The sequence below is a fragment of the Actinacidiphila bryophytorum genome (assembly GCF_016916835.1).
Lineage (GTDB): Bacteria > Actinomycetota > Actinomycetes > Streptomycetales > Streptomycetaceae > Actinacidiphila > Actinacidiphila bryophytorum.
Genome location: NZ_JAFFIX010000011.1, coordinates 49,201 through 61,063 on the forward strand (window position 1 = coordinate 49,201; position 11,863 = coordinate 61,063).

Consider the following 11,863-nt stretch of genomic DNA (forward strand, 5'->3'; position numbering starts at 1 on the left):
ACCTGCCGGGCGGGGCGGTCAGCGGGTGAAGAGCGGTTCCCCGGGCAGGACGGCGTCCGGCGGCAGCAGGGCCAGGTCGATGCCCTGGCGCAGGCCCGCCCGCAGCGTGTCGTCCGCGGCCAGCGCCGCGGCCAGCGCCCGACCCGTGCGGGCCACGTCCGCGCCCGGCGCGAGCACCAGGCCGAGGGTGCCGTCGCTGTCCGTGCCGGGCGTCAGGTGGGCGCGCACCACACCGGGCTCCGCGGCCACCGCGGCCCGCAGCGCGGCCCGCACCCCGGGGTCGTCCAGCGGCTCCCCGCGCCCGGGGCCGCGGGCGGCGGTACGCAGCGCGGCGCCGGTCAGCTCGTACGTGACCGGCCCCGCCAGATCGATCAGCAGCGTGTCGGCCTGCTCGTGGGCCAGCGCCTGCAGCGCCTGGTGCAGCGGTACGGCGACCGGCCGCGCGTCGGGGCGCCAGCGCGCCAGCGCCGCCGTGGAGGTGAAGGCGGGCAGGGCACGCCTTCCGCCGGGTGCCTGGATGGTGGGCACCGCCATGTCGCTGCTCTTCTCCCGGCGCAGCCCGTCCGGGCCGGTCTCCGCCTCGCCCAGCACCGCGACCACCGGCACCAGCAGCCTGGCGCCGTGCAGCGCCTCGATCAGCTCCGGCTCCCTGCCGCGGTCCGCGGCCCATGCGGCCAGGGCCGCGGCCAGGGCGGGGTCCGCGGAGCCGTCGTCGTCGGCGTAACCGGGGTCGGGGATGTTCTTCAGCGCCACTCCGGCAGCCTATCCGGCGGCGGTACGTCGCCCGTGCCCGCGGGGGCGGGCCGCCGCGGGCGGAACCACAGCAGCGCGGCCAGCGCGACCAGCACCGCGCCGACGGCGCCGAAGGCGGCGGCGACGCCGTTGCCCAGGACGCTGGAAGCGGCCTCGGGCGCCGGCGCCGGGTCGGGGCCCGTGCCGAAGTAGCGGTGCGGGTAGGCGGCGGCGACCGGCGCGAGCGGTGCCGGCTTGAGCTTCGCCGCCGCGGCCAGCGCCGCGGCCGGGTCGATCTCGCCGGTGCCCATCTCGTCGCTCCTGCCGCCCTTCGGCTTGTGCCGGGTGGTGTCCTGGAGCACCTGCTTGATCTGCAGCGGGCTGAGCTCGGGGTAGGCCGACCTGAGCAGGGCGGCGGCGCCTGAGACGTACGCGGAGGCGGCGCTCGTGCCCAGGCCGTCGTAGTACTTGCGGTCCGGGTCGGCGATGACGACGTCCTCGCCGGGTGCGGCCACCGAGGCGTACCAGCGGTGGGTGGAGAAGGAGGGGTGGCGCCCGCTCTGGTCGACCGCGGCCACCGCGATGACCCCCGGGTAGGCGGCCGGGTAGGAGGAACGGTCCGCCTTGTCCCCGCTGTTGCCCGCGGAGGCCACCACGACGACGCCCTTGCCCAGCGCGTACTGGATCGCGTCCGCCTCGGCGGCCACCGGGGCGGCGGTCGCGCTGTCGTCGCCCAGTGAGAGGTTGATGACGCCGGCGCCGTGGTCCGCGGCCCACCTGATGCCCTCGGGCAGCGCCCCGCCCCGGCTCTTCCTCGCCTGGTCGCGCTTGGGGTCCTTCTCCTCCAGGATCACCCGCACGGGCAGGATCCTGGCCTCGGGCGCGATGCCCAGCACTCCGCTGCCGCCGCCGGGGCCGTGGCCGTGCCCGGCGATGATCGCGGCCATGCCGGTGCCGTGGTTGGCCCACGTCTTGTCGCCGCGGGAGGCGCCGAATCCCACCAGGTCCTTGCCGGCCAGGACCTGGCCGGTCAGGTCGGGGTGGGTGGCGTCGACACCGGTGTCGAGCACGGCGACCGTCACGCCCGCGCCCTTGCTGGTCTCCCACGCCGTCTGCGCATGCAGCGCCGCCAGCGCCCACTCCCGGTCCCTGACGGTGTCAGCGGCAGCCGGCTCGCCGCCGGCGGCGAGCAGCGCGGCGGCGGCGGTGAGGACGGCTGCGGCCTTGCCCGCGAGAACCCTGCGGCGGCGCGCGGCGGGTATGCCCCCGGGGCCGGGGGGCGTGCGGCCGACGGTCCGTACGCCGTCCGGGCCGAGGGCCGCGTTACGGCCGGTGGTCGGTACGCCTCCGAGGCCGGGGGCCAGCCGGCGGGTGGTCCGTACGCCCTCCGGGCCGGGGGTCGCGCCGGGGCCGGTCGGCCGTATGCGTTCCGGGCCGGGGGCCAAGCGGGGTGTGGGTACGCCCCCGGGGCCGGGGGGCGTGCGGGGGGTCATCGGGGCTCCGTTCGCGCGGTGGGGGTCGGGTGCAGTTCCGCGGTCACGGTCGCGGTCAGGCGGGCGTCGATGGCCTTGGCCAGGCCGGTGGCGTCGTGGCCGAGGCCCGCCTGCGCCGGGGCGGTGGTCGCGCCGGCGGCCAGGGCGGCGGACGCGGGCTGCGGGCCGGGGACGGCGCGGCCGTCGGCGAAACCGCTGACCGCGTAGACGACGAAGGGCAGGTTCGCGGAGACCCGTACGTCCCAGCTGCCGCGCTGCTTCACGCCGAACGCGGCCGCGGGCGTACCGGGGAAGGCGACGGGGCGCGGTATCAGGTCGGTGCGGTCGCCGAGGTGCTCGCCGGACCAGCGGCTGCCGAGCGCCTGCATGCCGGCGGCGTCCGCCGTGGTGACGAGCAGGCCCACCGTGGTGACCGTGGTCGACGTGCTGTCCACGTACGTGGCCCGCAGCAGCTTCAGGCACCCGGTGGGTGCCAGGACCTGGCCGAGCAGCGGGTCGAAGGCGCCGGTGCAGGTGCTGGGCGCGGCGACCCCGACCCGGGTCCACGTCCGGTCGGCGCCGCCGGGACCCGCGCCCTTGCCCGCCACGGTCGGCGGGAAGAGCGTGCCGACCGGTGCGCTGTGCCACACGTCCCGCGCCTGCGCGAACTCCGCCGGGCTGCCGGGTGCGGCCTGAGGTGCCGCGTGCGGGCCGCGGTCGATCACGGCACCGGCGACCGCCCCGCCGATCAGCCCGAGCCCGACGACGACGGACACGGCCGCGGCTCCCCTGACCGCCCGGCTCCTCCGCGGCGGGTAGGCCGGGGGCGCGGGCGCCGCGTGCGGCGGCGGGGGCACGGCCGCGGGCGGCGGTGTGACGGTCACCGGCTGCGGCGCGTGCGCGGGCGGCGGCGGTACGGCCGGCCCGGGCGGCGCCTCCGGGGCGGCAGCCGGGGCCTCGGCCTGCGGCGGGGGCGGCACGGGCGTACGTGCAGGCGGTGGCGGCGCGGCCGGCCGCGGCGGCACCCGCGTGGCGTCGGGCGCGGCGGTCGGCGCGGGCACGTACGGCCTCGGCGGCGCGGCGGGCGGGGGCGTACCCGCGTCCTGCGTGGACGAGGCGGGCGCCCGGGGCGGAGCGACCGGCGCGGCAGGCGCAGCCGGGAAAGCCCCACCCGCGTCCGGCGCCGGAGGCGGCACAGCAGCACCCGGCAAGACCCCGCCCGCATCCGGCGCCGCGGACGACGCATGCGCCCGGGGCGGAGCGACCGGCGCGGCAGGCGCAGCCGGGAGGACGCCACCGCCGTCTGCCGCCGCCGGCGCGGCCGGGGAGGCGGCACCGTGCGCGGGCGGCGGGTCGGTCAGGCGGGTGGCGGGGTTGGGGGGCGGCGGGACCGGGCGGTGGCGGGGCGGGGGCGGGGGGCCGTCGGCGGGCTCGGGGGTGCGGGGGTGGAGGGTGGGGAACGGAGTCGCCGGGGGTTCTCCGTTGTCCACTCCGGTGCTCACCCGGCGCCCCCTCGTATGACCTGTACCTGCGCGGCTTGCGCGTCACTCTACGGGGTTGCTGGGGCCTACGGTTCCCGCGGGCCCGGGGCAGCGCGGCCCTACCGCCCGGTAGGGCCGGTCTGGCAAGCTGCGGCACATGTCAGAGCACGCAGCCGACCGCGCCCGGTACGACCGGGCCACCGCCCATCTCGACGCCCCGCTCGCGGTCGTGGACCTGGCGGCGTTCGACGCCAACGCCGCCGACCTGGCGCGGCGGGCCGGCGGCAAGCCGATCCGTGTCGCCACCAAGTCGGTACGCTGCCGTGCCCTGCTGGAGCGCGCCCTGGAGCACGACGGCTTCTCGGGCCTGATGTCGTTCACGCTCGCCGAGTCGCTGTGGCTGGCGAGGGCCGGCTTCACCGATGTGCTGCTGGCCTACCCCTCGGCGGACCGCGCCGCCTATGCCGAGCTGGCCGCCGACCCCAAGCTCGCCGCCGCGGTGACCGTGATGGTGGACGACGTGGCGCAGCTCGACCTGATCGACGCGGCCCGCGGCTCCGGCACGCAGACGGTCAGGGTGTGCCTCGAACTGGACACCAGCCTGCGCAAATTGGCGGGCCGGCTGCGGATCGGGGCGCTGCGCTCGTCGCTGCACGACCCGGAGGCGCTGGCGGCGGTGGCCCGTACGGTCACCGAGCGCCGCGGCTTCCGGCTGGTCGGCGTCATGGGCTACGAGGGGCATGTCGCCGGTGTCGGCGACGCGCTGCGGGGGCGGCCGGTGCGCTCGATGGCGATACGCCTGATGCAGTCCGCGGCCCGCAAGGAGCTGGCGGCGCGCAGGGCCGAGGCCGTACGGGCGGTGCGCGCGGTCGAGCCGGGCCTTGAGTTCGTCAACGGCGGCGGCACCGGCAGCGTGCAGCACACGGCGGCGGAGGCCGCGGTCACCGAGATCGCGGCGGGCTCCGGGCTCTATGTGCCGCGGCTCTTCGACAACTACACGTCCTTCCGGGGCCGCCCGGCCGCGCTGTTCGGGCTGCCGGTGGTGCGCCGCCCCGGCGTCGGCGTGGTCACCGTGCTCGGCGGCGGCTACCCGGCGTCCGGCGCGCCGGGCGGCGACCGGCTGCCGGTGCCGTACCTGCCCGAGGGGCTGCGCTACGACCCGCAGGAGGGCGCGGGCGAGGTGCAGACCCCGCTGCTGGGGTCTGCGGCCGACGACCTGCTGATCGGCGACAAGGTGTGGTTCCGGCACGCGAAGGCCGGCGAGCTGTGCGAGCGGTTCGCCGAACTGCACCTGATCGACGGCGACGAGGTGGCAGCGGTGGTGCCGACCTACCGCGGCGAGGGCAAGACCTTCCTCTGAGCTGTGCCAGAGGGCCGGCCGGGTCCGCCGCCGCCGCGGTGGGAGGGGTGACGGCGGGTCTCAGACCCCGGTTCCTGTGCCGCCGGCGGTGCCGCTGCCGAGGCTGGTGTCGGACTTGATGCCCTGGACGATCTGGTCGATCACGTCCGCGCCCGGCGCTTTGGCGGTGATGTCGAAGCCGAAGCGGACCAGCACCAGCTGCTTGGTGGACGGCGAGGGGAAGACCAGCGACTGGACGTAGCCCTTGGTGCCGGAGGCGGTGGTGACCTTCCAGCGCACGTAGTAGCCCTTCTGGCCCGCGACGGTCACCGCGCCGGCCTTGAGCTGCTGGTGCGAGGTGGTGGCGCCGTAGGTGTCCTGGTTGTAGGAGGCCGCCGCGTTCTTGGCGATGTCCTCCTTGGCTGCGCCCTCCGCGGTGGTGGCGGTGATCTCCTCCTGGGCCGCGGGCTCCGCGTTGGCGCCGGCCAGCGAGCAGGTGCCGCCCGAGGTGCCGGGGCAGGTGTAGGGGCCGTAGGAGACGCTGGAGCCCTTCAGGCCGGACTGGCCGGTCCAGCCGTCGAGCACCGGCAGGCTGACCGCGTCGGCGGCGTCGACGGCAGACTTGCCGTCGTTGGGCGGCAGGTTGCCCGAGCCGCCGCTGTCGCCCCCGGTGCCTCCGTCGTCACCGCCGCTGCCGCCGTCGGACGGCTGGGGCGCGGGTCCGGGTATGCGGCCGCCGGTGTGGGTGGGCGTCGGCGAGGTCTTCGCGTCGTCGTTCTTGTTGTCGTCCTTGCCCAGGACGAGGACGCCGGCGACGATCGCGCCGATCAGGACCAGCGAGGCGACCAGGGCGATCACCACCGTCCCGGTGCGCCGGCCGCCGGGGCCGCCCGTGCCGCCGCCGGGGTATCCGATGTAGTCGGGTCCCGACGGGTAGCCGGGGTACGCCTGCTGGGCCGCGTCGGGCACGGGGGCGGTCCTGGTGTACTCCGTCCACGCGGAGCCGTCCCACCAGCGTTCCATCGCCGGGCCGTTGCCTGTGTGCCCGGGTTCTGGATACCAGCCGGGCGGGGTCGTCGTCGTCACGGCGGTCACCCTATGGCCCTCGCATGAGAATCCCGTAAGGAGGGCGGCCCGGCCTGGTGCTCGGGGCCGCCCTGGGCTATCTGCGAGGTGCGGCGCGGCGGGTGAGGCCGAGCAGGTCGCGGGCCGGGCCTGCCGGGCGGTGCCCCGCGGGCCACACCGCGCGCAGCGCCCTGCGCAGGTCGAGTCCTGCGACGGGGACGTCGACCAGCCGGTGCGCGGACAGCTCGTCGGCGACGGCGAGTTCGCTCAGCACGGCGGGACCTGCGCCGCCGACGGCCGCGGTCTTCACGGCGGTGGTGGAGGCGAGTTCCAGCAGGGGTACGGCCGGGCCGCCGTGCGGGGCGAGGCTCGCGTCGAGCACCTGCCGGGTGCCGGAGCCCTCCTCGCGCAGCAGCAGCGGGGTGGTCGCCACCTCGGCGGCGGGCAGCGGCCTGCGGCGGGCGGCCCACGGGTGGGCGGGGGCGACCACGACCAGCAGCCGGTCCTGACCGATGACGACCGCGTCGAGGCCCGCGGGCACGTCGAGGCCCTCGACGAAGCCGAGGTCGGCCGCGCCCGAGGCGACCTGCGCGGCGACCGCGACGGAGTTGCCCGCGGCCAGCGAGACGGCGGTGCCGGGGTGGCGTACGTGCAGGGCGGTGAGCCAGCCGGGCAGCAGGTACTCGGCGACGGTCATGCTCGCCGCGACCCGCAGCCGGGAGTCGCGCTGCCCGCGCAGCGCCCGCGCCCCTGCGTCGAAGTCCGCCGCGGCCTCCAGCACCTTGCGCGCCCACTCGGTGACCAGCGCGCCGGACTCCGTCAGCCGCGACCCGCCGGGCGACCGCCGTACCAGCGCCACCCCGAGCTGCCGTTCCAGTGCGCGCATCCGCCCGCTGGCGGCCGGCTGGCTGATCCCCAGCTCCCGCGCGGCCCGCCCCAGGCTCCCCAGCCGGGCGACGGCGACGAGCAGTTCCATCCCGCCGAGGTCCGGCACCCTCCCGGCAAGCCCGGCTGCGGGCCGGTCACCTGCGGGCCGGTCACCTGTGGACGAGTCGCCTGAGGTCATAACCCCAGCTTATGAGGTGATCGCCGGGAGGGTGCTACCGGGCGGCCCCGTTCCCGGTGATCGTGGAGGACATGGTCACCGTCGTCTCCGCCCCCGCCGCCGTACGCACCACCGGCCTCCGCCTCAGATACGTCGGCCCGAACTGGTACGCGGCCGTCATGGGCACCGCGATCGTCGGGAACGCGGGGGCCGCGCTGCCCGGCAGCCCCGGGTGGCTGCGGGACGCGTGCACCGGGGTGTGGGTGCTGGCCGCCGGGCTGCTCTGCCTGGTGCTCGCCGCACGGGCCGGGCACTGGGCCAGGCACCCGGACGCGGCGCGGGCGCACCTGCGCGACCCGGCCGTCGCACCCTTCTACGGCTGCCTGCCGATGGCGCTGCTCTCGGTCGGCGGGGGCGCGCTCGCCCTGGGGCCGCGGGTGGTCGGCGAGCGCGCCGCCGTCACGCTGGACGCCGCGCTGTGGACGGCGGGCACCGCGAGCGGGCTGCTGGTCGCGGCGGCGGTCCCGTACCTGATGGTGACCCGGCACCGGATCGGCGCTGACGACGCCTCGCCGGTGTGGCTGCTTCCGGTGGTGGCGCCGATGGTCGCCGCCGCACTCGGCCCCGCCCTGGTACCGCACCTGCCGCCCGGCGCGGTGCAGGCCCGCGAGGCGCTGCTGCTCGGCTGCTACGCGATGTTCGGCCTGAGCCTGCTGGCCACGCTGATGCTGCTGCCGCTGGTGTGGGGGCGGCTGCTGCGGTACGGGCCGCTGCCGGTGGCGCTGACGCCCGCGCTCTTCCTGGTGCTCGGGCCGCTCGGCCAGTCCACGACGGCGACCGGTGCGCTGGCCGACGCGGCGCCCGGCGCGGTCGCGGCGCCGTACGCGGGCGCGCTGCGGGACTTCTCGGTGCTCTACGGGGTGCCGGTCATGGGCTTCGCCCTGCTGTGGCTGGCGGTGGCCGCGGCCATGGTGGTGCGGGCGGCCCGCGGCGGCCTGCGCTTCTCGATGACCTGGTGGTCCTTCACCTTCCCCGTCGGCACCTGCGCGACCGGCGCCGCAGCCCTGGCCCGGCACACCGGCCTCGACGCGGCCACCTGGCTGGCGGTCGCGCTCTACGCCCTGCTGGTCGCGGCCTGGGCCGCGGCGGCGTCCGGCACCCTGCGCGGGCTGCTGACCGGCGCGCTCCCCGTACGCCCCGCCCCGCTCAACTGACGGCGAGCGCCTGCGCCAGCACCTGCGGCGCGTCCGCCAGCGACGGCCCGTACCAGGTCAGGTGGCGCCCGCTCACCAGGGCCGCGGGGATGCCGGGGAAGGCCTCGGGGCCGTCGTCGGCGGTGAAGCGGTAGGGCTCGTCGGGCAGCACGACCAGGTCGGGGCGGGCCGCGAGCAGTTCCGGCAGCGGGATGCGCGGGTAGCGCTCCGCGTGGCCGGCGTGGACCGGGGTCACACCGAGGCGGGCGAGCAGGTCGCCCGCGAAGGTGTCGCGGCCCAGCACCATCCAGGGGCGGCGCCAGATCGGCACGACCGCGCGCAGCGGGCGGGGCAGGACGGGGACGTCGCGCCAGGCGTCCTCGGCCGCGTCGAGCCAGCCGGGGCGCGGCAGGCCGCAGGCCCCGGTCAGCAGCCGGTCCAGCTCGGTGAACGCCTGCGCCAGCGACCGCACTTCGGTGACCAGCACGTCAAGGCCCGCCGCCCGCAGCGCGGCCAGGTCGGCGGGGCGGTTCTCCTCCTCGTTGGCGACCACCAGGTCCGGCGCTAGCGCGGCGACCGCCGCCACGTCGGGGTTCTTGGTGCCGCCGATCCTGGGCACGGCCAGGTCTGCCGGGTGGGTACACCAGTCGGTGGCGCCGGCGAGCAGGCCGGGTGCGGTCGCGGCGACCGCCTCGGTGAGGGAGGGCACGAGCGAGACGACGCGCCGTACGGCGGAGCCGCGCCCCCGGTTCAGGTGAGCCATCGGGCCACCGTACGGGCCGCTGTCGGCGGTGCATGCCATGCTGTCGCGGTGACCGACCAGAAAACAGGCGGCAAGCTGCTGCTGCTCGACACGGCGAGTCTGTACTTCCGCGCCTACTTCGGGGTGCCCGAATCGGTGAAGGCGCCCGACGGCACCCCGGTCAACGCGGTGCGCGGGCTGCTGGACTTCATCGCCCGGCTGGTCGCCGACCACTCCCCCACCGACCTGGTGGCCTGCATGGACGCCGACTGGCGCCCGCAGTGGCGGGTGGACCTGATCCCCTCCTACAAGGCGCACCGCGTCGCCGAGGAGGTCGAGGACGGCGGGGACATCGAGGAGGTGCCCGACACGCTCTCGCCCCAGGTGCCGGTGATCGAGGCGGTGCTCGACGCGGTCGGCATCGCCCGGGTCGGGGTGCCCGGCTACGAGGCGGACGACGTGATCGGCACCCTCGCCTCCGCCGCCACCCGTCCTGTCGCGATCGTCACCGGCGACCGCGACCTCTTCCAGCTGGTGGACGACGCCCGCGGGGTGCGGGTGCTGTACCCGCGCAAGGGCGTCGGGGACTGCGACCTCATCGACGAGGCCGCGATCCAGGAGCGCTACGGCGTACGGGCCGCGCAGTACGCCGACTTCGCCGCCCTGCGGGGCGACCCCAGCGACGGACTGCCCGGCGTGAAGGGCATCGGCGAGAAGACCGCGGCGCAGCTGGTCACGGAGTACGGCGACCTGGCCGGAGTGCGGGCGGCAGCCGGTGAGACCTTCTCCCGGCTGACCCCGGCGCGGCGGCGCAACATCATCGCGGCGGCCGACTACCTCGACGTCGCCCCGAAGGTCGTCGCCGTCGCAAAGGACGTCCCGCTGCCGTACTTCCGCTCGGCACTCCCCCGCGCTGCGGCGTCCCCCGCGGAGCTGGACGCCCTCGCCGCCCGCTGGGGCCTGGGCGGGTCGCTGACCCGGCTGCTGGAGGTGCTCGCCCTCAGGGCGTGACCCCAACACCGAAGGTGCGCATGGCGGTGCAGGTCACCCGCTATACGCGGCATGTATAGCGGGTGTGTAGAGTGGCCCAGCCGCACCCCAGGGCGCACAGCTCTCGCACAGCCAAGGCACCGACATCCGGAGGATCCGCCATGCCGAAAACACCCCGTCCCCTCCGGCGGACCGCGCTGACCGCCGTGCTCGCCGCCGCGGCCATGGCCTTCTCCCTGACCGGGTGCGCGACCTACGACGCCCAGTCGCCGAAGAGCGCGCGGGAGGCCGCGTACAAGGCGGCGGACGACGGCAAGGCGGGCGCCGGGAGCCATGCGGCGCTGCCGGCAGGGGCAGTGGACTGCCGCAAGGCCAAGTGCATAGCGCTGACCTTCGACGCGGGGCCGAGCGAGCACACCCCGGCGCTGCTGAAGATCCTGGCCGAGAAGAAGGTACGGGTGACCTTCTTCCTGCTCGGCCACAACCACGTCGACAAATACCCCGACCTGGTGCGGCAGATGGGCCAGAACGGCAACGTGCTGGGCAACCACACCTGGACCCACCGCCGGCTGACCGACCTCAAGCCGGAGGAGATACGCACCGAGCTGAACCACCTGGACGACCAGGTGGAGAAGCTGACCGGCAAGCGGCCCACCCTCATGCGGCCGCCGCAGGGCCGCACCGACAAGAAGGTCTCCAAGGTCTGCAAGGAACTGGGCCTGGCGCAGGTGCTGTGGAACGACACCGCGAGCGACTACGCCACCACCGACTCGGCGCTGATACACCAGCGGATACTCAAGGACGCCGAGCGGGACGGGATCATCCTGCTGCACGACCTCTACAAGGGGACCGTGCCGGCCGTCCCCGGCATCATCGACGCGCTGCGCGCACAGGGCTACACCTTCGTGACGGTGCCGGAACTGCTCGCGCCGGCGGCGCCCGAGCCGGGCAAGGTCTACCGGCCCTGAACCTCACAAAAGGGACACCGCGGGTAAACTGGGCAGGAGCGAGTCCTCAGACAACCTGAGAGGTGAGCGTCGATGCCGCTGGGTTCCCTGCGGCCGAGTCCGCTGGTCGAGCAGGCCACCGAGCATCTGCGCGAGCAGATCCTCGGCGGGCGGTGGCCGGTCGGTACGCGGCTGCCCGGTGAGACCGCGCTCGCCGCGTCCCTCGGCGTCGGGCGCTCCACCGTGCGCGAGGCCGTACGGGCGCTCGCCGAAGCCGGCCTGGTCAAGTCCCGGCAGGGCGCCGGGGTCTTCGTGATCTCCACCGAGCCGCAGGAGGACTTCCGGGCCGGTTTGCGGCGGGCCGCCGTCGCCGAGGTCTACGAGGCGCGGGCCGTGCTGGAGGTCCAGGCGGCGCGGCTTGCCGCACGGCGGCGCACGGACGAGGACGTCGCGGGCATGGTCGCTGCGCTTGCTGCGCGGCGGCTGGCTTCCGCGCGGGGCGATGCCGCGTTCGTGGACGCGGACATGGCGTTGCACGCGGCTATGGTGGCCGGGGCGCGCAATTCCGTCCTGACGGACCTTTTCGCGGAGTTCGCGCCCGTCCTGCGGGAGGCGCTGGCCTCCCTCACCGGTGTCCTCGGCCTGCGCGAGGCCGATCCCGCGGCGGTCGTCTCCGCCATCGCCTCCGGCGACGGCCCCGAGGCGGCCGCGCTCCTCAACGCCGAGTTCTCCGCGACCCTCACCCGTCTCAAGGGCGCCCCCTGACTGCCCCTCGCGGTACCCCGCACGCCCTTCCCTTCGGTGGGGGCTGGGCGCGCAGTTCCCCGCGCCCCTGGGTGGTTGCCACTTGCTGTGAG

General features: G+C 76.2%; 11 protein-coding genes. 5 read left to right on the plus strand and 6 right to left on the minus strand.

The window, feature by feature from the left end:
- Positions 1–18: 18 nt before the first annotated feature.
- The 3 genes from JT723_RS17930 to JT723_RS17940 form a co-directional block, all read right to left on the minus strand.
- Positions 19–753: an SseB family protein gene (locus JT723_RS17930; RefSeq protein WP_205045676.1), complete on the minus strand. Its 735-nt coding sequence runs from the start codon at positions 751–753 to the stop codon at positions 19–21.
- Positions 744–1,994, minus strand: a complete 1,251-nt coding sequence (gene mycP / locus JT723_RS17935) for a type VII secretion-associated serine protease mycosin (RefSeq protein ID WP_372441336.1) — start codon at positions 1,992–1,994, stop codon at positions 744–746. The genes JT723_RS17930 and mycP overlap by 10 nt, the downstream gene beginning before the upstream one ends.
- A 227-nt stretch (positions 1,995–2,221) precedes the next feature.
- Complete coding sequence (locus JT723_RS17940) at positions 2,222–3,184, minus strand: hypothetical protein (RefSeq protein ID WP_251513804.1); 963 nt, start codon at positions 3,182–3,184, stop codon at positions 2,222–2,224.
- Positions 3,185–3,842: 658 nt separating this feature from the next.
- Between JT723_RS17940 and JT723_RS17945 the strand changes: the two genes are divergently transcribed.
- Positions 3,843–5,045, plus strand: a complete 1,203-nt coding sequence (locus tag JT723_RS17945) for an amino acid deaminase/aldolase (protein WP_205045679.1) — start codon at positions 3,843–3,845, stop codon at positions 5,043–5,045.
- Between the two features lie 60 nt (positions 5,046–5,105).
- On the opposite strand, the gene JT723_RS17950 is transcribed toward JT723_RS17945, so the two are convergent.
- A complete protein-coding gene (locus JT723_RS17950) occupies positions 5,106–6,110 on the minus strand; it encodes a DUF2510 domain-containing protein (protein WP_205045680.1) in 1,005 nt (334 codons plus the stop codon).
- Between the two features lie 76 nt (positions 6,111–6,186).
- Positions 6,187–7,155, minus strand: coding sequence for a LysR family transcriptional regulator (locus JT723_RS17955; RefSeq protein ID WP_205045681.1), 969 nt, complete (start codon positions 7,153–7,155; stop codon positions 6,187–6,189).
- 71 nt (positions 7,156–7,226) lie between these two features.
- Here JT723_RS17955 and JT723_RS17960 point away from each other — a divergent pair, with 71 nt between their 5' ends.
- On the plus strand, positions 7,227–8,348 hold the full coding sequence (locus tag JT723_RS17960) for a TDT family transporter (protein WP_205045682.1): 1,122 nt from the start codon (positions 7,227–7,229) through the stop codon (positions 8,346–8,348).
- On the opposite strand, the gene JT723_RS17965 is transcribed toward JT723_RS17960, so the two are convergent.
- Positions 8,341–9,090, minus strand: coding sequence for a helical backbone metal receptor (locus tag JT723_RS17965; protein ID WP_205045683.1), 750 nt, complete (start codon positions 9,088–9,090; stop codon positions 8,341–8,343). The genes JT723_RS17960 and JT723_RS17965 overlap by 8 nt on opposite strands.
- A gap of 78 nt (positions 9,091–9,168) precedes the next feature.
- Here JT723_RS17965 and JT723_RS17970 point away from each other — a divergent pair, with 78 nt between their 5' ends.
- From JT723_RS17970 to JT723_RS17980, 3 genes are all read left to right on the plus strand, one after another.
- Positions 9,169–10,080, plus strand: a complete 912-nt coding sequence (locus JT723_RS17970; protein WP_205045840.1) for a 5'-3' exonuclease — start codon at positions 9,169–9,171, stop codon at positions 10,078–10,080.
- A 140-nt stretch (positions 10,081–10,220) separates the two neighbouring features.
- Entirely contained in the window at positions 10,221–11,027 is an 807-nt protein-coding gene (locus tag JT723_RS17975) for a polysaccharide deacetylase family protein (protein WP_205045684.1), read from the plus strand.
- A 72-nt stretch (positions 11,028–11,099) separates the two neighbouring features.
- Positions 11,100–11,771, plus strand: a complete 672-nt coding sequence (locus JT723_RS17980) for a FadR/GntR family transcriptional regulator (RefSeq protein WP_205045685.1) — start codon at positions 11,100–11,102, stop codon at positions 11,769–11,771.
- Positions 11,772–11,863 lie beyond the last annotated feature (92 nt).